Source organism: Streptosporangium album, assembly GCF_014203795.1.
Lineage (GTDB): Bacteria > Actinomycetota > Actinomycetes > Streptosporangiales > Streptosporangiaceae > Streptosporangium > Streptosporangium album.
On the sequence record NZ_JACHJU010000001.1, the window covers coordinates 1,617,226 to 1,638,189 of the forward strand.

Consider the following 20,964-nt stretch of genomic DNA (forward strand, 5'->3'; position numbering starts at 1 on the left):
CAAACTCCTGGATCGTGGGACCGCTCAGCCGGTTTTTCGATCACATACATCGGAGGTTGAGCCTTGTTACGGCGGGGTTTCAGTGCTATCTCCTTGAGGAAGGTCAGCCTTGTGATCGGAGGAATCCGTTGTCTCACCCCCAAGGCGACGACTCGGCATCACCATCCCGCTCCTCGCGGCGCTCGCCGTCAGCATGGGATTCCATGGTCAGAACGCCGCACACGCAGAGCCGGGAAAGAACGTGACCGTCACTCAGACACCCGATGACCTGAGCCTCTGGTACGACAGACCCGCCACCGACTGGGAGACCCAGGCACTGCCGATCGGCAACGGCGCGCTGGGCGCCAAGGTGTTCGGCGGGGTCGCGAGCGAGCAGATCCAGTTCAACGAGAAGTCGCTGTGGACCGGGGGCCCCGGCTCCCGTGGATACGACTCCGGCAACTGGACCAGCCCCCGGCCGGACGCCATCGCCGAGGTCCAGGCGCAGATCGACCGGGACGGCAAGATGTCCCCCTCGGCGGTGGCGGCCAAGCTCGGCCAGCCCAAGAGCGGGTTCGGGGCCTACCAGACCTTCGGCGACCTCTGGCTGGACGTACCGGACGCTCCGGCGAACCCCACCGGCTACCGGCGGGAGCTGAGCCTGCGCGAGGCGGTCGCCCGGGTCGGCTACAGCGCCGGCGGCGTGACCTACTCCCGCGAGTACTTCGCCAGCCACCCCGGCGGCGTCATCGTCGGACGGATCTCCGCCGGCCAGGCGGGCAAGGTCTCCTTCACGCTCCGGACCTCCTCCCCCCGATCCGACAAGCAGGTCTCGGTCGCGGACGGGCGCCTGACCGTCCGGGGCACGCTCGCGGACAACGGCATGAGATTCGAGTCGCAGATCCAGGTGGTCACACAGGGCGGCAGCCGTACCGACGGCACCGACCGGGTCACCGTCACCGGCGCCGACAGCGCGATGTTCCTCCTTTCGGCGGGCACCGACTACGCCGGCGCCTACCCCGCCTATCGGGGCCCCGACCCGCACGCCGCGGTGACCGCCGCCGTCGACGCCGCCTCGGCCCAGAGCTTCGAGGCGCTCAGGGCCGCGCACCAGGCGGACTACCGCAAGCTGTTCGACCGGGTGAAGCTGGACATCGGGCAGCGGACCCCGCAGATCCCGGCCGACCGGCTCCGCGCGGCCTACACCGGCGGCGCCTCGGCCGACGACCGGGCGCTGGAGGCGATGTACTTCGCCTACGGCCGCTACCTGCTGATCGCCTCCTCGCGCGAGGAGTCGCTCCCGGCCAACCTGCAGGGGGTGTGGAACAACTCGACCGGCCCGCCCTGGTCAGCCGACTACCACGTCAACATCAACCTGCAGATGAACTACTGGCTCGCCGAGCAGACCAACCTCGCCGAGACGACCGTCGCCTACGACCGCTACATCAAGGCCATGGTCCCGGCGGGCGAGAAGACCGCGCGGGAGATGTTCGGCTCGCGCGGCTGGGTGGTGCACAACGAGACCAACCCGTTCGGGTTCACCGGCGTGCACAACTGGGCCACCGCGTTCTGGTTCCCCGAGGCCGCGGCGTGGACGACCCAGCAGATGTACGACCACTACCGCTTCAGCGGCGACACCGCCTACCTGCGCGACACCGCCTACCCGGTGATGAAGGGCGCGGCCGAGTTCTGGCTGGACAACCTGCACGTCGACCCGCGTGACGGCAAGCTGGTGGTCTCCCCGAGTTACTCGCCCGAGCAGGGCGACTTCTCCGCCGGCGCCTCGATGTCCCAGCAGATCGTCTTCGACGTGCTGACCAACAGTCTGGAGGCGGCGAGGAAGCTGGACGTCGACGCCGCCTTCCAGTCCGAGGTGACGGCGGCGCTGGCCAAGCTCGACCGGGGCATCCGGGTGGGCTCCTGGGGGCAGCTCCAGGAGTGGAAGAGCGACTGGGACGACCCCGGCAACACCCACCGGCACGCCTCGCAGCTGTTCGCCCTGCACCCCGGACGGCAGATCACATCGGGCACGCCGGAGGCCGAGGCCGCCAAGGTCTCCCTCACCGCGCGCGGCGACGGCGGCACCGGCTGGAGCAAGGCCTGGAAGATCAATTTCTGGGCCCGGCTGCTGGACGGCGACCACGCCCACAAGATGCTCAGCGAGCAGCTCAAGTCCTCCACGCTGGACAACCTCTGGGACACCCACCCGCCGTTCCAGATCGACGGCAACTTCGGCGCCACCTCCGGCATGGCCGAGATGCTGCTGCAGAGCCGGCACGACACGATCGACGTGCTGCCCGCCCTGCCGGCGGCCTGGCCGACCGGCTCGGTCAGCGGTCTGCGCGCCCGAGGCGACGTGACCGTGGACGTGTCGTGGAAGGACGGCTCCGGCGAGAAGATCACCCTGCGTCCGGGCAAGACCGGACCGATCAAGGTCCGCTCGGCCATGATCGGCGGACGCTACCGCGTCCACGACGAGCAGGGGAACGAGGTGAGCGCCTCGCGTTCGGGCGAGACACTGAGCTGGAACGCCCGTGCCGGGAAGACCTACACGATCGCGAACGAGGTGTCGGTCAAGGTCACCGCCCCCGCCGACGCGGAGCCCGGAGCCGGCCTGCCTCCCGGGCCTCCCCCCTTGACTCTCCGGCCCCCACGTAATAGAACACGTTTCAGAAAGTCCTCTGACCAAGCGCTTGATCAAAACCTGGTGCCTCCGGACGGCCCCGGCGGCCCGCCGTCCGCCACCGATGTGCCCGCGAGGAGCATGCCGTACCGGCGGACGGGGTAAGTCCGTCGACCGCGCCCCGTAGGCTGCACCGGAATGAGCCGCGTCATGAGGACGCCGGCACGGTTCGCGCAGGAGGACCAATGAACATCGATCTGGTCGACCAGGACCTCTACCGGAGGGACGGTGCTCCTCACGATCAGCTGGCCTGGCTGCGGGCCAATTCCCCCGTCCACTGGCACCAGGGCGACGCCGAGCGGGAATGGCCCGGCTTCTGGGCGGTCACCAAGCACGCCGACGTGGTGCAGGTCTCCCGCCGCTCCGACCTGTTCTCCTCCAGCAGGAAGCTGGCGCTGTTCAACGAGGTCCCCGAGGACCAGCGCGCCCTCCAGCGGCTGATGATGCTCAACCAGGACCCGCCGGAGCACACCCGGCGGCGCTCCCTGGTCAACCGGGGCTTCACCCCTCGCATGATGGGCGCCCTGGAGGGGCACATCCGCGACATCTGCCACGAGCTGGTGGACGAGGCCAAGGGACGCGGGTCGGTCGACTTCGTCAGGGACATCGCCGCCCCGCTCCCGCTGTACGTGATCTGCGAGCTGCTCGGCGCCCCCGTCGAGGACCGGGACAAGATCTTCAACTGGTCCAACCAGATGATCGGGGCCGAGGACCCCGACTACGCGGCCGACCCCTCCGAGGGCCCGAACGCGGCCATGGAGGTCTACGCCTACGCCAACGCCCTGGCCGCCGAGCGGCGCCAGCACCCCCGCGAGGACATCGTCACCAAGCTGATCATGCCCGACGCCGCGGGTGAGACCCTCACCGAGGAGGAGTTCGACCTGTTCGTGCTCCTGCTGGTGGTCGCGGGCAACGAGACCACCCGCAACGCGGCCTCCGGCGGCATGCTCGCCTTCTTCGAGCATCCCGAGCAGTGGCGGCGCCTGGTCGGCGACCCCGCCCTCGCCCGCACCGCGGCCGACGAGATCGTCCGCTGGGTCTCCCCGGTGAACCTGTTCCGCCGTACGGCCACCGCCGACACGACGATCGGCGGGCAGGAGGTCAAGGAGGACGACAAGATCGTGGTCTTCTACAGCTCCGCCAACCGCGACGAGGACGTCTTCGCCGACCCCGGCACCTTCGACATCGGCCGCGACCCCAACCCGCACATCGGCTTCGGTGGCGGCGGAGCCCACTTCTGCCTCGGCAACCACCTCGCCAAGCTGGAACTCCGGGTGCTCTTCGAGGTCCTGGCCGAGAGGCTGCCGAACCTGGCCCAGGCCGGCCCCGCCCGCCGGCTCCGCTCCAACTTCATCAACGGCATCAAGGACCTGCCCGTCACCCTGGCCTGACGACCGGGCGGGACACGGGGTAAGACCGGCGATCACGATCTCGCCCGTGTCCCGGAGGCCGATCCGGCGCGTCCTCGGACGCGTGCGAAAACACCGGCCGCCGCATGGAGTGCCCTTTCGCGGGACGTGGACTATGGTCGAGATGATGAGGGAACCGCGGTGGGGCACACCCAGGCCCACTGCGGCGGCAGCCGCGGTGAGCCTTGTTCTCGTGGTCATTTTGGCCGCGATCGCCCCCTCCCCGTGGTCCGGCGGATGGCAGCCCACCGACACCGGCACCAGCCTCTGGGTCCCCCAGACCGACGGCTCGCACCATACGACGGCACCGAGACTCCTGGCCGGCGGGGCCGAGCATCTGCCGACACCGGGACAGCTCCGCTCCCTCCTGGCCGTGGGCGCCACAGTGACGCACCCCCTCCTGCTGTCGCCCGCCTGGCTCTCCACGGGTCCGGCCGCCATTCCGCGGCGTGACGTCCAGCGGGTCGTCACCTCCCGCAGTCCGCCGCGCTCCTAGACTCCTTCCCTTTTTCCCGGCCTCCGTCGAGCGATGAGTTCGAGCGAGGTCTCCCAGCCACGCGGTGCCACGCATCGCCATGCGCCTGGGTTCCGGCTTTCACGGCGGCGGCCCACGCTGGGCCCGAGCCGCCGCGAGTCATTCAAGGAGTCGATGTCGTCATGGGTGACATCAGATCGACAAGCAGGTTGCTTGAGGATTACCAACGCCATATCGCGCAGCTTGAGGAGCTGCACGCGCTCCTGCACAAGCGGCTCGTCGCCGCGCGGGCGGAGTGGGCCTCCCTCACCGAGGGTGAGCGCGTACCGGGTCCTCCGACCGCGGACACGACGGTCCCGCCGGCCCGGGGGCGCGCCGAACGCGCCAGGACGGCCGTCATGGAGATCGAGACGGCGATCGGACGGCTGGAGTCCGGGGTGTACGGCACCTGCCAACGGTGCGGGGCGTTCATCGCGCTGCACCGCCTGCGGCAGGTCCCGCACACCCGGTACTGCACCGCCTGCCACGACCTGCCACGACGCGAAGAGGCGACGACGTGATCGATCGCGGCGGAGACGCCGCCCTCGACCCGGGTACGGCACGGACCCGGCTGCCGGCCCTGATGGCCGTTCCCCCGTCTTTCCCGAACTTCCGAAAGGACTCGGACATCATGATCTCCGACACCCACCTCAGCAGCGTCCAGCTCGACATCATCCGCGAGGAGCTGGAGGAACAGCTGTTCTGGCGGACCAGACAGCTGGCGGATCTGGAGGCCGCGGTGAACGACGACGCCGTGGAGACCTCGGCGAAGTCGGGTCTGCTCGCCGACATCGTCTCCGTCGAGCGGAGCACCGCCGTCGTGCGCAAGGCGCTGAAGAGCGTCGCCGAGCTGACGTACGGCCGCTGCGACGGCTGCGGCTCGGCCATCCCCTACGAGCGGCTGAAGGCCCGCCCGCTGGCGTGCTTCTGCATGGACTGCCAGCGTCGCCACGAGAACGGCTGACCTCTCCCCGCCCGTGCCGTGCCGGTGCCCCACCGGCCCCGGCACGGGCGGGGAGACACGTGGCCGACGGCGCCAGTGATCGTTTGTCGCGCTCCTTCATGTAGTCGCCGAAGCCCCGGCCGCTGGCGACCTCGACCAGCCGAGCGGCCCCTCGCGGGAGGGGCCGGCCGCGGGTCAGAGCGTCGGGGGCAGCCCGAAGGCGGGGAAGAGGGTGGCGCCGAAGGTGGTGACCTCCGCGACCAGGCCGTCCTCGACGCGCATCACGTCGAGCTTGAAGGCCCGGAACTCGGAGTCGCCCGGCGCCCGGAGATAGCTGGCGGCGGCCGGCTGGCGGTTGGCCCGGGTGGGCACGAGCCGCCAGTCGCCGGGATCGGTCAGACCCGCCTGCAGAAGAGCCGCGATCGCCTCCACCCCGTCGAAGCACATCGGCTGAGGCGGCATGGTGATCCGCGCGTCGTGACGCAGCATCGCGATCGCGGCATCGGCGTCGGCGCGCTCGTGGGCGTCGATGAAACGCTGCACCAACGCCCGCTCCTCCTCGCTCGGTTTCGAGGCCGACCACTCGTCCCGGCGGGGCGGCAGCCGCTCCTGCATCGTGGCGCGGGCGCGCTGCAGCGCGCTGTTGGCCGCCGCCACCGTGGTTTCGAGGAGTGACGCGGTCTCACCGGCCGACCAGCCCAGCACATCGCGCAGGATCAGGACCGCCCGCTGCCGGGGCGGGAGGAGCTGGACGGCCGCCAGGAACGCCAGCTCGATCGTCTCCCTGGCGACGACCACCGCGTCCGGTTCGGCGTCGCTCGGCGCGACCTCGTCGAGCAGCCGGTCCGGGTACGGCTGCAGCCACGGGACCTCCGCGAAAGAGCTCAGCGACTGCACCCGCCGGGAACTGTGCCGGATCGCGTCGAGGCAGGCGTTGGTCGCGATGCGATACAGCCACGCCCGGAAGAGGGTGCCGACCTCGAAGCTCTCCCGCTTGCGCCATGCGCGCAGGAACGTCTCCTGCACGAGGTCCTCGGCCTCCTCGAACGAGCCGAGCATCCGGTAGCAGTGCACGTGCAGCTCGCGGCGGTACCGCTCCACGAGCACGGCGAACGCCGACTCATCGCCTGCCTGCGCGGCGGCGATCACCGTGTCCTGCTCGGCGGCGCCGGGTATGGTCTCGACATCGGTCATGGAGCGGCTCTCTCGTACGGAACCAGGGTGATGATCCATAGACCGTACAACGCATGGCGGACGAGAACTCATCGGTCGCGGCGGAAATACCTGCCGCAACCCGGATAACCGCCCGAACGGCCGGGCCGGCTCCTCGGCCGTCGCCCCACCGCCCGTTCCCCCACCCCGTCCGGGCGGGCCCGCACCCGGCACCTAGCCGACGACCATCCCGCAGGTCACGTTGACGGCCTTCTCCCGGGACATCGTCTCGACGACCCCCGCCGTGTGCAGGCTGACGACACGGACACCGGCCGGCCCGACCTCGGCCGCCAGGTAGCGCATGAACATCTCTGCCGCCCCGTCTGCGGGCCCGGTGCTGCCCATCATCGGGGCGGCGCCCGGGTGGACCCGCTGATCACCGTCATGATGACGCCGGAGCCCCGGGGGACCATGTGCCGGGCGGCCGCCCGCGCCGTAGATGATCACGTTCTTGCCCTGAAGCAGCTGTGTCATGTGAGGTGTAACGGCACCTGTCACCGGGACTCATCGGTGGTGCCGGAAGTTTTTTCGGCACCACCGATGACCGCGGCGGTACGGCCCCGCCTACGGCGCCCGGAACCTGCCGGTCACCTCATCTGACGACCATCGACTCCGCCCAGTCGATGTAGGCGGTGGGCAGGCCGTACAGGACACGGGCGATCTCCGGGTCGGCGATGACCGGGAGCGCGGACAGGGCGTCCGATGCCAGGCCCCGGCAGTATTCCAGGGTGTCGTCGACCAGGTGGCTCCGTCGCAGGCGGGCGAGCAGGGCCGTGATCTCGTCCTCGCTCAGCCTCCGGCCGAGGAAGGATCGCACGTCGGCGCAGTCGTGACGCAGCGCCCGGAGCAGCGGGAGGGTGTAGACGCCCTGCCTGAGGTCGTTGCCGACCGGCTTGCCGAGCCGTTCGGCGGTGGAGGCCAGGTCGAGCAGGTCGTCCAGGATCTGGAAGAGGACGCCGAACCGCTCGCCGTACTCGGCCATGCTCCGCCCGGCGGGATGCGCCACCAGGCAGCTCGCCCGGAACAGGGCCGCGGTCTTGCCGGTGATCGACCGCAGCGCGTCCTCGGGGGTGCGGCCGGGGTCGAACAGCTCGGCGGCCTCCTGGAACTGCCCCTCGGCAAGCTCGACGATCACGGAGGCGAGCGCCTCGGCGACCGGTTTGGAGGTCGCGGAGAGCGCGGCGAGCCCGGCCCTGGCGAACATGAAGTCCCCGACCACCAGCGCCCCGGCGTCACCCAGCTCCGCGTTGAGGGTCCGCACTCCCCTGCGCTCGGCGGCCTTGTCCATCAGGTCGTCGTGGACCAGCGACCCGGCGTGGATGAGCTCCACGCACGCCGCGGCGGTGACGACCCTGTTGCTCACTGACCCGCCCAGCGCGAGCGCGGTCGCCAGCGTCAGGGCCGGCCGCAGCCGCTTCCCCCCGGCACCGGTGATGCGCCCGGCCGCCCGGTTGATGAGCGGCAGCCGCGAGGAGGTGCTCAACCTGCGGATGCGCCTCTCCACACGCACCAGCCCCGCCGATACCGCCGGGCTGTCGAGGATCTCCTCCGGACGCGCGACATGGGTGATCACGACACTTCCTCCTCAGGACCAGCACGCCTGACTGATCACCTCCCACGCTGCCCGATCACCGCTGAGGCGACGCTGAGCATCCCTGAGACCTCTCTCAGATCGAGGCGCTGAAGTTTCCACCGAGGAACGGAACAGAGGCGCCGACTCCGACCACAACCTGGCGGCGATGACCACGTACCGTATGTGATCATCCTAGCGTTCGTGCCCAGACCGACCGGCGTCGGCCGCCGAGAGGCCAAGCGGGCGCGACCTCAGACTGACAGGTGGATTTTTTGAGCACTGTGAACTCCCCCCGTGTCCGAAGGAAGGCGATCGGGCCCATCATTGTGGCCGTGGTCATCATTTTGGTCACGGTCACGATCTCCTCCGGCAAGAACGACGGCATTCCCGCAAACGCCGCCACACCATCGAATCTGATCACCCTGCGGCCCGACGGCAGCGTCGTCATGGCTCAACGCGGCGTGAACAGCCCCGTCCTGGAAGTGTACGAGGACTACCAGTGCCCGTACTGTCAAGAATTCGAACAAACCAACGGCGAGACCATCAAGCAGTGGGCGACACAGGGCATGATCAAGGTGATCTATTATCCGATGACCATTTTCCAAAAGGAAAAATGGCCCGTCACCCACGACAACTCACACCGCGCGCTGAAGGCATCGTTGTGCGTAACCGACCCCCGCAAATGGCTGGCCTACCACGACGAACTGTACGACCACCAGCCCGAGGAAACGGCGGAGGGCGGGTTCGCCCTCAAGGATCTGGTGACCTACGCGAAAAAGGTCGGCATCGACGAGGCCGATTTCGCCACATGCCTGAACTCCCGGGAGAGCTCCGATCGAGCCGACGCGGTGTCCGCGCTGGCCCGCACCCGGGGGGTCGAGGGGACACCGACCGTGCGCCTGAACGGGGAGGACATCGACTGGAGCACGCCCTGGGCCGGCGCCCAGCAGCGAATCTGATCACATAGGTGAATTCGCAGAACGCCGCGACCCGGCGGGGGATCTCCGCCTCGCGCATGAACCGCTCGCGGGGATGGCGCACCGCACGGTCCGGCCGTGGCCGTGCTCGCGCGCTCTCCAGCGTCTTTCGGAGAGCTCGTCGACGATGAACAGCCCGCGACCGTTGACCGTGTCCGTGCCCGGTTGGACGCCCGTCTCCTCCGATAGATGGGGAGCGGTGAAAGCCGAACCGGGATCGGAGACCTGCACGTGGAGGAGATTCTCCGTGGCGGTCAGGGCGAGCCCGATCAGGCTGCCCATGCTGCCGTGATTACTTGAGGCTAGCCTTGATCAGTCACGTGTGAGGCGTGAGCGCGTCTTGTCGGTGTGAAGCCGATCTTCGGCCGTCTTGTCGATCATGTTTTCAAGCTGCTGGGCAGCGGTCCGACCCGGCTGTCGCGTCGGGTCGGCGTCGGTTCCACGGGCCGACGTGGGGGGTTTCCTCCGAAGTCTGCGGTCAAGGGACATGAGTGGTGGCGTCAGCCGGGCGGGGCCAGGGCGAGCGCGAAGGTGAAGCAGGCGACCGAGCCCGGTGGATTTTCCACTCCGGATGCGGTCCTCGACCCGGGCGTGGACGCGGTGGCGGGCTTCCAGGAAGTACAGCTGCCCTGTGCGCGTGTTGGTGACGAACAGGCCGTAGCGCCATCCGTCGGCCTCCTCCAGCAGCGACATCTGCATGTAAATGGGCTAGTCGATCAAGTCTGCCGTGATTACTTGAGGTTAGGGCCGCCGGTGTGGACCTGGCTGTGGTGAAGGTGGTGGAGCACTCCACTAAGCGGCCCCGGGTCCCCTGACGTGACGGGGTGCGACCTTCGGGAGACGTCTCCCGGCCCGGTGAGTAAAGGCGACGCGGTGGAGGGTGGACAGTAGGGGCTTTTTTCGTGGAACTGTTGTTCCGGATTTCATCCCTCGTCACAAGTGCTCTCTCGCGTCACACTCACGGTCTGATGTCCGGCCGGACACAATCGTGGTCGAGTTCCCTATATGCACCGTGTGTCACTACGATTTCCGCCTGTGAGTGATAGGCAGAACCCCACCGGCACCGCTGTGTTTGTCGATCAGACCGGCAAACGCAGGCAACTCCTGAAGATCACCGGAGTTGTCGTCGGCACGCTGGTGCTCGCGTCGGTGGTGACCGTGGTCGGTGGACTGTTCACCGGAACACCGTTGTCGGTGGTCGGCTGGCCTGGAGACACCCCCGCGCGGCCGGTGCCCGTCGCCACTACGCCCAGACCTACCATGTCGGCCAGTCCCACGCCGAGCACGACGGCCACGGTGGCTCCCGTCCAGCAGGGTTCGACGCCGACGTCCCGCCCCGCGCCTCAGCCCACGGTGTCCTCCCAGTCTCGGGTGACTCCCCTACCGGCGCGTTCGGAGAAGCCGGGCCTGCTGCCCGGCGACACTTCCTCGACCACCTCCGCACCACCGGGGAAGGAGCCGACGGCGCCCGATCCGGCACCTGAGCAGCCGCCTGAGCCGGCTTCCGAACGGACCATGCCACCGGGTCAGACTAAGATCCCGCCCGGCCATGACCCGGACAAGAGCACAGGTCCGAAGAAGTGAGGCCGCAGGACGTCCTCGGGACGCAGGTATGGCCGCCGCCGAACCCGGCGGAGACGGTGAGACCCGCCGCCTCCGCCACCACGACTCTCACCGATCTGACGGTGCCCCTCCCCGAGCCCCCCTCGGGCGGGGAGAAGCAACCTGCCCCCCGGCGGCGCCGCCGCCGGGGCCAGGCCGACCCGCGAGGGCACTGGTTCCTGGTCGCGGTCGGCGTCGTGCTGATGGCCGGAGCGCTACTGCTCAACGGATATGCCGTCAACGCGGTGGGAGAGACGCACGCCGTACCGTCCCCGGCCGACCGGCCCTCCGCGGAGCTCGACCAGATACGGCGCAGCGGGCCGGTGCTCAACCTCACCGGTGACAAGCCGGACAGCGCTCGGCTCCCGGCCCGTACGGTGGCACTCACCTTTGACGACGGCCCCGACCCGCGCTGGACCCCGCAGTTGCTCGACGTGCTCGCCAAGCACGGCGCCAAGGCGACGTTCTTCGCCGTCGGCGCCCGGATCGCCAAGAACCCCGAGCTGACCCGGCGGATCATCGCCGAGGGGCACGAGATCGGCAACCACACCTACGCCCACGCCGATCTCGCCGCCGTGCCGGAGTGGCGGTTGCGGCTGGAGCTGTCGCTGACCCAGAAGGCACTGGCCGGCGTGGCGGGCATGCACACCCGTCTGGCGCGCCCGCCGTACTCCTCCTCACCGGCGGCCGTCACCGGTACCCAGTTGCGGGCGCTGCACGCCATGGGAAGGGAGGGGTATCTCGTCGCGCTCACCGACCTGGATACCAAGGACTGGGCCAGGCCCGGCACCGAGCAGATTGTCCGCGCCGCTCTTCCCCGCGGAGGCAGAGGTGCGGTGATCATGATGCATGACTCCGGCGGCGACCGCGGCCAGACGGTCGCCGCGGTGGACCGGCTGCTCACCCAGCTCGCCAGGCAGAAGTATCGGGCGACGACGCTCACCTCCGCGCTCGGCATGCCCTCGGCCCATACCCCGGCCGGAGATCTGGACCGCTTCGTCGGCACCGGGTTGAGTCTCGCCCAGCGCGGAGCGACCGGTTTCACCACGGCGATGTCGTGGATCCTGGCCGTCGCCGGGGCGCTCACCCTGCTGCGGCTGCTGTTCTTCCTGATCCTGGCCTGGGTGCACGCCCGGCGTGCACGGGGCGGCAAGAGGCGTGTCGGCCGTGCTCCGGCATGGCCCGCGCCGCCCGCCGTCACCGTGATCGTCCCGGCCTACAACGAGGAGGCCGGGATCGAGGCCACCGTACGCTCGCTGGTGAACACCGACTACCCCGGCGCGCTGGAGGTGATCGTCGTGGACGACGGCTCCTCCGACGGCACCGCCGCCATCGCCGACTCCCTCGGCCTGCCCGGGGTACGGGTGATCTGTCAGGAGAACGGCGGCAAGCCCGCCGCACTCAACACCGGCCTCGCGCACGCCTCGCACGACATCCTCATCATGGTGGACGGCGACACCGTCTTCGAGCCCGCCACCATCGGGCACCTGGTCCGGCCGCTCGCCGACCCGGCCGTGGGCGCGGTCAGCGGCAACACCAAGGTCGGCAACCGGCGCGGCATGATCGGCCGCTGGCAGCACATCGAGTACGTGATCGGCTTCAACCTCGACCGCCGCGCTTTTGACCTGCTGGGCTGCATGCCCACCGTGCCGGGAGCGATCGGTGCCTTCCGGCGCTCGGCGCTGCAGGAGCTCGGCGGGGTCAGCGTCGATACCCTGGCCGAGGACACCGACCTGACCATGGCGATGTGCCGGGGTGGCTGGCGGGTGGTCTACGAGGAGAACGCGCTGGCCTGGACCGAGGCGCCAACCTCGCTCGGGCAGCTGTGGCGTCAGCGTTATCGGTGGTGCTACGGCACGCTGCAGGCGATGTGGAAGCATCGCCGCGCGGTCGTGGAGCCGGGCCCGTTCGGCCGCCGCTGCCTGGGCTATCTGATGCTGTTCCAGGTGGTGCTGCCGCTGCTCGCCCCGGTCGTGGACATCATGGCCATCTACAGCGTGGCGGTGGGAGACCCGCTGCCTGTGGTGGCTGTCTGGGCGGGATTCGTGCTGGTTCAGGCGTTGAGCGGCTGGTATGCGCTGCGGCTGGATCGTGAGCGGGCCTCGGCGCTGTGGGTGCTGCCGTTGCAGCAGTTCGTCTACCGGCAGCTGATGTACCTGGTGGTGATCCAGTCGGTGGCGACCGCGGTGCTCGGGGTGCGTCTGCGCTGGCAGACGATCCGCCGGGAGGGCACTTTCGCGGCTTGAGGCGATCTTCGAGAGTCACCCGGTCCCCGGCTCACCGGCGGCCCTCTCGGATCCGGGTTACTTGAGATCAGTCGCACATGGCTATGCGGCGGCTGATGCTCTGTCCGGGTTCTTCTCCGCCGGTGTAGAGGACTGGTGAGGACCATCCACGGGCTGTGCGCATCCATGCATTCTCAGCCCCTTCGGCAGGTCATGTCTTGACGGTGTCCGGGCGCCATGTGATATTCAAATCATGTTAGGTGAACCGATTCGAGATAGAAGAGCCGAACGTCATGAGAGGACGAAGGCCGAGATTCTCGACGCGGCGTGGGAGGTCGCCCGTGCCGAGGGTCTGGCCGGGCTGACGCTGCGGGACGTGGCTCGCAAGGTGGGGATGCGCCCCCCGTCGGTGTACTCCTACTTCGACGCCAAGCACGCCATCTATGACGCCATGTACGCACAGGGTTGCCGGGAGTTCCTCGATCGCGGGACCCGCCTCGCGCTGACCGGCGACCCACTGCGCGACCTGACGACCGGCAGCCGGATGTTCGTCGAGTTCTGCGTCGAGGATCCGGCTCGCTACCAGTTGATGTTCCAGCGGACGATTCCCGGGTTCGAGCCGTCCGCCGAGTCCTACGCCCTGGCGGTCCAGGCGCTGGAGGCTATGGGCGCGCGACTGGCACAGATCGGCATCGCCGACCCCGGGGCAATGGACATGCTCACCGCGCTCACCACCGGCCTGGCCGACCAGCAGATCTCCAACGACCCGGGCGGTGATCGCTGGCTCAAGCTGGTCGACGAGGCCATGGAGATGTTCTTCGCCCACATCAAGAACCGCACGCATGGGAGGACGCACTGATGCCCGGCACCTCGACGGCGGTCGAATCGCTGCCCCTGCTCGATCGCCGGCAGGCCGCGGTGCTGGCCGCGGCCGAGAACGGACGCTTCGTCGACGTGGTCCGCTCGCTGAGCACGGAAGACTGGACCAAGCAGACCGACTGCCCGGCCTGGGACGTGCGGGCACTGGTCGCGCACGTCCTGGGCATGATGGAGTTCACGATCTCCATCCGCCAGCTGGTCCACCAGCAACGAGCCGGAAACAGGGCCGCGGGTGACCGCCCCCTGGTCGACGGCATGACCGAGGTCCAGGTCGCCGAGCGCGCCCATCTGAGCACGTCCGAACTTGTCGAGCGACTCGCCGCCGCGGCGCCTCGCGCCACCCGTGCCCGGCGCAGGCTGCCGGTGCCGCTGCGCCGAATACCGATCAAGGTAGAGGTCGAGGGCGTCATGGAGACTTGGCGGCTCGGCTACCTGTACGACGTCATCCACACCCGGGACACCTGGATGCACCGCATCGACATCACCCGGGCGACGGGCCGCCCCCTGGTGCTCACCCCCGACCATGACGGCCGGATCGTGTCGGATGCGGTCGCCGAGTGGGCGCGGCGCCATGGCCGGCCGTTCCGGCTCCACCTGCAGGGACCCGCGGGAGGCACCTTCAGCGGCGGCGGTGATGACGGCCAGGAGACCACTCTCGACGCCGTCGAGTTCTGTCGCATCCTCTCGGGCCGCGGGAGCGGGACCGGACTGCTCGCCCAACAGGTGCCCTTCTGACGGACGGGCGATGACCACCCCCATCCAGCTGTCTCTGTCGCCCACCGATCATCAAGCCGACGCCACCGGCACCGGATCTCCACGGTTGTGGTGACAACACTGTCGTTCACCTGGTGTCGGCGAGCATCACGCAGGCCGAGTGGCGTGCGTGGGATCAGACGTACAACATCAAACCGAAGTCCTTCGCCCAGCTCGGGATAGAGGGGCACTGGCTGCTCGACGGCATCGACCGCGAGGGCTACCAGGTCGTGATCCGGCAGGTCCCGGCGGTGCCACGGTTCATCCTGCTGCATGGCTTCGCGCGCAGCTATCGACGCCAGGCCGCGGCGCGGTGGCAGCCAAAGGTCCCGGCGCGGCGAGCCGGGGCCAGCTGATGACGACGAGGGATCACCACGAGGCGAGCAGCAGTCCGCGGAGGTCAGGGGCCGACGCGGTACGGGCGCATCATCTCGTTGTCCTCGTGTTCCAGGATGTGGCAGTGCCAGACGAACAGGCCCGGCCGGTCGAATGCGGGCGGACGGCCGCGCTCGGTTCCCGTGCCGGGTCTAGCCGGTGCGGTCGAGCGAGAGGGATTCTTCGCGTGCGTCGAGCAGCTCGTCCCAGTGCTGCTCGGCCCAGGCGCACATCGCGGCTATCGGTCCGAGCATGCTGCGGCCGAGCGGGGTCAGGTCGTACTCGACCCGCCGCACGGGCTCGGCGTGGGCCGTACGGACGACCAGGCCGTCGCGTTCGAGCGCGCGGAGCGACTTGGTGAGCACCTTCGCGGTGATGCCGCGCAGCGGAATCCGCAGCTCGGAAAACCGGCGCGGCCCGTGTTCGAGGCAGCGGATGATCATCCCTGCCCACTTGTCGCCGATGCGGAACGGGGAGAGGGTCGACGGGCAGATGGGATCGAACATGTCCGGATCAAGCGGCTGCGTCACGCCTCCACCGTAGCCGGTATCCCGGCGGTAACCAGGTGCTCGGATAGCGTCCGGGCAACGGCCGGCGACCAGGTCCGGCCTTCGGACGTGAGGTGGAGCGGATGAGCGAGATCATCGTTTTCGGTGCGGGCGGCAGGGCCGGCCGGGCGACCGTCGAGGAGGCCCGCCGGCGCGGGCATCAGGTCACCGCGGTCGTGCGTGATCCGGCCAAGCACGGTGACCTGGCGGCGGACGGCGTGCGGATCGCCGCCGGCGACGTCACCGACGCGGCCGACGTCGCCCGGCTCGCCGGGGGCCACGACGCCGCGGTCAGCGCCGTCTACGACGCCGCCGCGCAGGCCGACGTCTTCTTCGCCGGCTCCGCCCGCGCGCTGCTCGACGGGCTGGCGCGGGCCGGCGTGGGCCGGCTGGTGTCGGTCGGCCTGGCGTCGGTGCTGGAGGCGGCGTCCGGGGCGCTTCTCATGGACACGCCCGGCTACCCGCAGGAGTACCGCACCTTCTATCTGGGCCACGCCGCCGGAAACGACGTGCTGAGGGCAGCCGGCGGGTCGCTGGACTGGCTGGTCCTCAGCCCGTCCGGCGACTTCCGTCACGACGGGGTCCGCACCGGCCGGTACCGGACGGCTCCGGGCGAGGTGGCCAGCCGCATCTCCTACCCCGACTTCGCGATCGCGGTGCTCGACGAGATCGACACTCCCAAGCACCACCGCACGCACCTGGGCGTCGAGGAATACTGACACTCGAGGAGCACCTTGACAGCCCCGGCGGGGGATGCCGGCCGCGCCCCCTCACCTCCGGCCTCTCCGAGGTTCAGGGCCAGGAGGAGTCCTGCTCCGGGTCGCCGCCCTCGGACAGGAGCTTGACGTCGGACTCGACCATCATCGCGACGAGTTCCTCGAAGGAGACCGTGGGCTCCCAGCCAAGCTGGGTGCGGGCCTTCTTCGGGTCGGCGCAGAGCAGGTCCACCTCGGCGGGGCGGTGCAGGGACCGGTCGCCGACCACGTACCGCTCCCAGTCGAGGCCGGCGGCGGTGAAGGCGGCCTCCACCAGCTCGCGGACGCTCTGGGTGCGGCCGGTGCCGATCACGTAGTCCTCCGGCGTCTCCGCCTGGAGCATCAGGTGCATCGCGCGGACGTAGTCGCCCGCGTAGCCCCAGTCGCGGCGGGCCTCCAGGTTGCCCAGGCGCAGCTCGGAGGCCAGGCCGAGCTTGATCCTGGCCACGCCGAGGGTCACCTTGCGGGTGACGAACTCGGCGCCCCTGCGCGGGGACTCGTGGTTGAACAGGATCCCCGACACCGCGTACATCCCGTACGACTCGCGGTAGTTCTGGGTCAGGAAGTGGCCGTAGGCCTTGGCCACGCCGTACGGCGAGCGGGGGTGGAAGGGGGTGGTCTCGGTCTGCGGGGTCTCGCGGACCTGGCCGAACATTTCCGACGACGAAGCCTGATAAAAGCGGATCTGGCCTGACCCGGCGGCCGTCCGCGAGGACGAGATGCCCGAGCAGACCCGGATGGCCTCCAGCATGCGCAGCACGCCCATGCCCGTCACCTCGGCGGTGAGTTCGGCCTGCTCCCACGACATCGGGACGAACGAGATCGCACCCAGGTTGTAGACCTCGTCCGGCTGGACCTTCTCCACGGCGGAGATCAACGAGCCCTGATCGAGAAGGTCGCCGCGGACGAGCCGGACGTCCCGCAGGAGCCTGCGCACCCGGGAGACTCGGGGATTGGCCTGACCTCGGACCAGTCCCCACACCTCGTACCCCCGCTCCAGCAGGCACTCGGCCAGATAGGAACCGTCCTGCCCGGTGATACCGGTGATCAGTGCGCGCCTGGCCAACGCGTCCTCCTTGTTCGTCGAGCGGACCTCGTGCCACTGATTGGCGAATGTACCGTCACGTCCCAGGATGGGCACCATGCCGGATCGACTACGGCTAGAACGAGTTTCACCGAATCGCGCTCGGTTCGCCTAACTCCGCAGTTCGGGGCTAGTGAGAACCATTCTGGGGGCAATTACACCTCGGGTCCAAGAGAGCTCCCAAATGGTAGGGTCCGATGGACTAAGGTCATCTTTCACGGTACCTGTCCCCTACCGGACAGGTTGAGGAAGGGGTTGCCGTGCCGGCTGCGGACTCACTGCGGGTTGCTCTGCTGTCCTACCGCAGCAAACCAACCTGCGGCGGCCAGGGCGTCTACCTGCGCCATCTCAGCCGCGAGCTGGTCGCCCTCGGACACCACGTCGAGGTCTTCTCCGGCCAGCCGTACCCCGAGCTCGACGAGGGCGTCATCCTCAACAAGGTCCCCAGTCTGGATCTCTACCGCGACGAGGACCCCTTCCGCACTCCCAAGCCGCACGAGTACCGCGACTGGATCGACTGCCTCGAGGTCGCGACCATGTGGACCGCGGGATTCCCCGAGCCGCTGACCTTCACCCTGCGTGCCCACCGCGAGCTGAAGAAGCGCGTCGGCGACTTCGACGTGGTGCAGGACAACCAGACCCTCGGTTACGGCCTGCTCGGCATCCAGAAGCTGTTCCCCGTGGTCGGCACCATCCACCACCCGATCAGCGTGGACCGGCGGATCGAGCTGAAGGCCGCGCCGCCACGCAAGCAGCTCTCGCTCAGAAGGTGGTACGGCTTCGTCCGGATGCAGGCCAAGGTCGCGCCCCGGCTGAACCCCATCCTGACCGTCAGCGAGTCCTCCCTCGCCGACATCCACCGCGACTTCAACGTGCCCCAGGCCAGCATGCGGCTCATCCCGCTCGGCGTGGACACCCGATACTTCCATCCACGTCCGGAGATGCCCAAGCGGCCGGGCTCGATCGTCGCGGTGGCCAGCGCCGACTCCCCGATGAAGGGCGTCGCGACGCTGCTGCGGGCGGTGGCGAAGCTCGCCACCGAGCGCGACGTGAACCTGACCGTGGTCAGCAAGCCCACCCCCGGCGGGCCGACCGAGAAGCTGGTCGCCGAGCTCTCCCTGCACGACCGGGTCACGTTCGTGCACGGCATCTCCGACACCGAACTGGGCGAGCTGATCGCCACCTCGGAGATCTCGGTAGTCCCCTCGCTCTACGAGGGCTTCTCGCTCCCGGCCGTCGAGCACATGGCCTGCGGCACCCCGCTGGTCGCCAGCCGTACCGGCGCGCTGCCCGAGGTGGTCGGCGACGCGGCCGTCCAGGTGGCCCCCGGCGACCCCGAGGAGCTGGCCGCCGTCCTGCGCCGTCTGCACGACTCGCCCGAGGAACGGGCCGCGGTGGGCAGAAAGGGCTACGAGCGGGTCATGGCGCGCTACACATGGAACGTCGTCGCCCAGCGGACCGTGGAGGCCTACCACGAGGCCATCCGGGCCCGGCGCGCGAAGTAACCCCGACCGTACGAGGCAATCGGCCTCGAACCGATCATCTCAAGAGGAGCGGCGAGTGCTGACTGTCGACTTCGGCCGGTTGCCCGTGGGGCCCGGAACCCGAGTTCTGGACCTGGGCTGCGGCGGCGGACGGCATGCGTTCGAGGTGCTGCGCCGGGGCGCCGACGTCGTGGCCTTCGACATGAACGCCAAGGAGCTGGAGGACGTGGCGAGCATGTTCGTCGCCATGGACAAGGCCGGCGAGGTGCCCGCGGGCGCGACGGCCGAGACCGTGACCGGCGACGCGCTCGCGATGCCGTTCGAGGACGCGACGTTCGACCGGGTGATCGCCGCCGAGGTGCTGGAGCACATCCCCGACGACATGGCCGCGATGCGGGAGATCTTCCGGGTGCTCAAGCCAGGCGGCCAGGCGGCCGTCACGGTGCCGAGCTTCCTGCCCGAGCGGATCTGCTGGGCGCTGGACGAGGCCTACCACACCGCCCCCGGCGGGCACGTCCGCATCTACACGCTGGCCGAGCTGAGCGCCAAGCTGAAGTCGGTCGGCATGGAGATCGGCCCGCACCACCACGCCCACGGCCTGCACGCGCCGTACTGGTGGATCAAGTGCGCGGTGGGCGTCAACAACGACGACCACCCGCTCGCCAAGGCGTACCACGAGGTCCTGGTCTGGGACATCATGAAGCGCCCGGCCGCCACCCGGATCGCCGAGGCGGTGCTGAACCCGCTCATCGGCAAGAGCGTGGTGCTCTACGTCCGGAAGCCCGCTTGACCTCCGAGGAGCCCGTGGACCGGGCGCGAACCCGACGCAGTGAGCGGAGTGGTCTGCTGAGGGACGAAGCAGCCCGCGGAGCGAATGAGGAGCGGTGAGCGACCTGATGGGCAGAGACCAGGTCGTCCAGACCGCGCGGAGCATCGCGGCGGTGCAGCAGTCCGACGGCGGCATCCCGTGGCCCGAGGGGCATGTGGACGCCTGGAACCACGTCGAATGCCTGATGGCGATGAGCGTGGCCGGACTGACCGGACCGGTACGCAGGGGGTACGACTGGCTGGTCCGCACGCAACGCGCCGACGGCTCCTGGCCGATGAAGCTGGTCGGGGGCGAGGCCGTCGAACACGGCGGCGAGTCCAACCACGCCGCCTACGTGGCGGTCGGCGTCTGGCACGAGCTGCTGGTCACCGGGGACGAGGACTTCGCCCGCGGGATGTGGCCGGTCGTCCGCTCGGCACTGGACTTCGTGGTCGGGCTGCAGACCGTCCGGGGTGAGATCGCCTGGGAGCGGGCGGCCGACGGCAAGCCCGCCGCGTACGCCCTGCTGACCGGCTGCGCCTCGATCTACCAGGGGCTGCGCAGCGGCGTGCTGCTGGGCGAGCGTCTGGGCGATCCGCAGCCCGACTGGGAGCTCGCGGCCGACGATCTCGGCCACGTGCTCGCCGCCCACCCCGAGGCGTTCGCCGACAAGAGCCGCTTCTCGATGGACTGGTACTACCCGATCCTCGGCGGCGCGGTGCGCGGCCCCGCCGCCCAGGCGCGGCTGGCCGAGGAGTGGGAGACGTTCGTGGAGCCGGGACTCGGCATCCGCTGCGTCTCCGACCAGCCGTGGGTGACCGGCGCCGAATCGTGCGAACTCGTGCTCGCGCTGGACGCCATGGGCGAGCGGGACCGAGCGCTGAAGCTCTTCGCCGACATGCAGCACCTGCGGCACGAGGACGGCTCCTACTGGACCGGCTGGCAGTTCGTCAACGAGAAGTGGTTCCCGCACGAGCGCTCCGCCTACACCGCGGCCGCCGTCGTGCTGGCCGCCGACGCGCTGACCGGGCACACCGCCGCCGCGGGCGTCTTCCGCGACGCGGGCGCCTATGTCACGGACCGCCCCACGGCGGCCTGCGGCTGCAGTCACGCCCGTTCGCGCACCTGACCGGCCGGCGCGGCGACGGCCCGTGCCGACCG

The 20,964-nt window shown here is 69.5% G+C and carries 20 protein-coding genes and 2 pseudogenes; 14 read left to right on the forward strand and 8 right to left on the reverse strand.

Translation table 11 applies throughout. The features are described 5' to 3' along the window. The first annotated feature begins 241 nt into the window (after nucleotides 1–241). From FHR32_RS07555 to FHR32_RS07575, 5 genes are all read left to right on the forward strand, one after another. On the forward strand, nucleotides 242–2,767 hold the full coding sequence (locus FHR32_RS07555) for a glycoside hydrolase family 95 protein (RefSeq protein WP_312882133.1): 2,526 nt from the start codon (nucleotides 242–244) through the stop codon (nucleotides 2,765–2,767). A gap of 80 nt (nucleotides 2,768–2,847) precedes the next feature. Next, nucleotides 2,848–4,053 carry a cytochrome P450 gene (locus FHR32_RS07560; protein ID WP_184753642.1) on the forward strand — a complete coding sequence of 402 codons (1,206 nt, stop codon included), beginning with the start codon at nucleotides 2,848–2,850 and terminating at the stop codon, nucleotides 4,051–4,053. A 196-nt stretch (nucleotides 4,054–4,249) separates the two neighbouring features. Next, nucleotides 4,250–4,567 (forward strand): hypothetical protein, encoded by a 318-nt coding sequence (locus tag FHR32_RS07565; RefSeq protein WP_184753643.1) that lies wholly within the window; start codon nucleotides 4,250–4,252, stop codon nucleotides 4,565–4,567. A 161-nt stretch (nucleotides 4,568–4,728) separates the two neighbouring features. Then, nucleotides 4,729–5,106 (forward strand): TraR/DksA family transcriptional regulator, encoded by a 378-nt coding sequence (locus tag FHR32_RS07570; protein WP_184753644.1) that lies wholly within the window; start codon nucleotides 4,729–4,731, stop codon nucleotides 5,104–5,106. Continuing rightward, the gene (locus tag FHR32_RS07575) at nucleotides 5,103–5,549 is read left to right on the forward strand and encodes a TraR/DksA family transcriptional regulator (protein WP_312882134.1); all 447 of its coding nucleotides are present in this window, start codon (nucleotides 5,103–5,105) and stop codon (nucleotides 5,547–5,549) included. The genes FHR32_RS07570 and FHR32_RS07575 overlap by 4 nt, the downstream gene beginning before the upstream one ends. A gap of 174 nt (nucleotides 5,550–5,723) precedes the next feature. Here FHR32_RS07575 and FHR32_RS07580 read toward each other — a convergent pair whose 3' ends face one another. The 3 genes from FHR32_RS07580 to FHR32_RS07590 all read right to left on the reverse strand — a co-directional run bounded on the left by FHR32_RS07580 (nucleotide 5,724) and on the right by FHR32_RS07590 (nucleotide 8,313). After that, complete coding sequence (locus FHR32_RS07580) at nucleotides 5,724–6,722, reverse strand: sigma-70 family RNA polymerase sigma factor (RefSeq protein ID WP_184753645.1); 999 nt, start codon at nucleotides 6,720–6,722, stop codon at nucleotides 5,724–5,726. Between the two features lie 192 nt (nucleotides 6,723–6,914). Then, nucleotides 6,915–7,214, reverse strand: coding sequence for a hypothetical protein (locus FHR32_RS07585; RefSeq protein WP_184753646.1), 300 nt, complete (start codon nucleotides 7,212–7,214; stop codon nucleotides 6,915–6,917). 118 nt (nucleotides 7,215–7,332) lie between these two features. Continuing rightward, nucleotides 7,333–8,313, reverse strand: coding sequence for a polyprenyl synthetase family protein (locus FHR32_RS07590; protein ID WP_184753647.1), 981 nt, complete (start codon nucleotides 8,311–8,313; stop codon nucleotides 7,333–7,335). A gap of 332 nt (nucleotides 8,314–8,645) precedes the next feature. Here FHR32_RS07590 and FHR32_RS07595 point away from each other — a divergent pair, with 332 nt between their 5' ends. Next, the gene (locus FHR32_RS07595) at nucleotides 8,646–9,272 is read left to right on the forward strand and encodes a DsbA family protein (protein ID WP_184753648.1); all 627 of its coding nucleotides are present in this window, start codon (nucleotides 8,646–8,648) and stop codon (nucleotides 9,270–9,272) included. A 555-nt stretch (nucleotides 9,273–9,827) separates the two neighbouring features. On the opposite strand, the pseudogene FHR32_RS47180 reads toward FHR32_RS07595, so the two are convergent. Both FHR32_RS47180 and FHR32_RS07605 read right to left on the reverse strand, forming a co-directional pair. Beyond that, nucleotides 9,828–9,968, reverse strand: a pseudogene (locus tag FHR32_RS47180) (IS1380 family transposase); the annotation flags it as partial. A gap of 401 nt (nucleotides 9,969–10,369) precedes the next feature. Next, a complete protein-coding gene (locus FHR32_RS07605; RefSeq protein ID WP_184753649.1) occupies nucleotides 10,370–10,585 on the reverse strand; it encodes a hypothetical protein in 216 nt (71 codons plus the stop codon). Nucleotides 10,586–10,870: 285 nt separating this feature from the next. Here FHR32_RS07605 and FHR32_RS07610 point away from each other — a divergent pair, with 285 nt between their 5' ends. The 4 genes from FHR32_RS07610 to FHR32_RS07625 all read left to right on the forward strand — a co-directional run bounded on the left by FHR32_RS07610 (nucleotide 10,871) and on the right by FHR32_RS07625 (nucleotide 15,105). Then, complete coding sequence (locus FHR32_RS07610) at nucleotides 10,871–13,138, forward strand: bifunctional polysaccharide deacetylase/glycosyltransferase family 2 protein (RefSeq protein WP_312882136.1); 2,268 nt, start codon at nucleotides 10,871–10,873, stop codon at nucleotides 13,136–13,138. A 232-nt stretch (nucleotides 13,139–13,370) separates the two neighbouring features. Further along, nucleotides 13,371–13,976, forward strand: coding sequence for a TetR/AcrR family transcriptional regulator (locus tag FHR32_RS07615; protein WP_184753650.1), 606 nt, complete (start codon nucleotides 13,371–13,373; stop codon nucleotides 13,974–13,976). Further along, nucleotides 13,976–14,731 (forward strand): maleylpyruvate isomerase family mycothiol-dependent enzyme, encoded by a 756-nt coding sequence (locus FHR32_RS07620; protein ID WP_184753651.1) that lies wholly within the window; start codon nucleotides 13,976–13,978, stop codon nucleotides 14,729–14,731. Before FHR32_RS07615 ends, FHR32_RS07620 begins: the two co-directional genes overlap by 1 nt. Nucleotides 14,732–14,844: 113 nt before the next feature. Continuing rightward, nucleotides 14,845–15,105: a hypothetical protein gene (locus tag FHR32_RS07625; RefSeq protein ID WP_184753652.1), complete on the forward strand. Its 261-nt coding sequence runs from the start codon at nucleotides 14,845–14,847 to the stop codon at nucleotides 15,103–15,105. 44 nt (nucleotides 15,106–15,149) lie between these two features. Here FHR32_RS07625 and FHR32_RS47185 read toward each other — a convergent pair. Both FHR32_RS47185 and FHR32_RS07635 read right to left on the reverse strand, forming a co-directional pair. After that, a pseudogene (locus FHR32_RS47185) lies at nucleotides 15,150–15,248 on the reverse strand (multicopper oxidase domain-containing protein); the annotation flags it as partial. 28 nt (nucleotides 15,249–15,276) lie between these two features. After that, nucleotides 15,277–15,654: a winged helix-turn-helix transcriptional regulator gene (locus tag FHR32_RS07635; RefSeq protein ID WP_184753653.1), complete on the reverse strand. Its 378-nt coding sequence runs from the start codon at nucleotides 15,652–15,654 to the stop codon at nucleotides 15,277–15,279. 101 nt (nucleotides 15,655–15,755) lie between these two features. On the opposite strand from FHR32_RS07635, the gene FHR32_RS07640 reads away from it, so the two are divergent. After that, a complete protein-coding gene (locus tag FHR32_RS07640) occupies nucleotides 15,756–16,391 on the forward strand; it encodes an NAD(P)-dependent oxidoreductase (protein WP_184753654.1) in 636 nt (211 codons plus the stop codon). A 73-nt stretch (nucleotides 16,392–16,464) separates the two neighbouring features. Here FHR32_RS07640 and FHR32_RS07645 read toward each other — a convergent pair whose 3' ends face one another. Further along, nucleotides 16,465–17,493: a GDP-mannose 4,6-dehydratase gene (locus FHR32_RS07645; RefSeq protein ID WP_184756407.1), complete on the reverse strand. Its 1,029-nt coding sequence runs from the start codon at nucleotides 17,491–17,493 to the stop codon at nucleotides 16,465–16,467. Nucleotides 17,494–17,771: 278 nt separating this feature from the next. On the opposite strand from FHR32_RS07645, the gene FHR32_RS07650 reads away from it, so the two are divergent. The 3 genes from FHR32_RS07650 to FHR32_RS07660 all read left to right on the forward strand — a co-directional run bounded on the left by FHR32_RS07650 (nucleotide 17,772) and on the right by FHR32_RS07660 (nucleotide 20,932). Continuing rightward, nucleotides 17,772–19,016: a glycosyltransferase family 4 protein gene (locus FHR32_RS07650; protein WP_184753655.1), complete on the forward strand. Its 1,245-nt coding sequence runs from the start codon at nucleotides 17,772–17,774 to the stop codon at nucleotides 19,014–19,016. 55 nt (nucleotides 19,017–19,071) lie between these two features. Beyond that, nucleotides 19,072–19,785, forward strand: a complete 714-nt coding sequence (locus tag FHR32_RS07655) for a class I SAM-dependent methyltransferase (protein ID WP_184753656.1) — start codon at nucleotides 19,072–19,074, stop codon at nucleotides 19,783–19,785. Between the two features lie 106 nt (nucleotides 19,786–19,891). Continuing rightward, nucleotides 19,892–20,932 (forward strand): prenyltransferase, encoded by a 1,041-nt coding sequence (locus FHR32_RS07660; protein WP_184756408.1) that lies wholly within the window; start codon nucleotides 19,892–19,894, stop codon nucleotides 20,930–20,932. The last annotated feature ends 32 nt before the right edge of the window (nucleotides 20,933–20,964 follow it).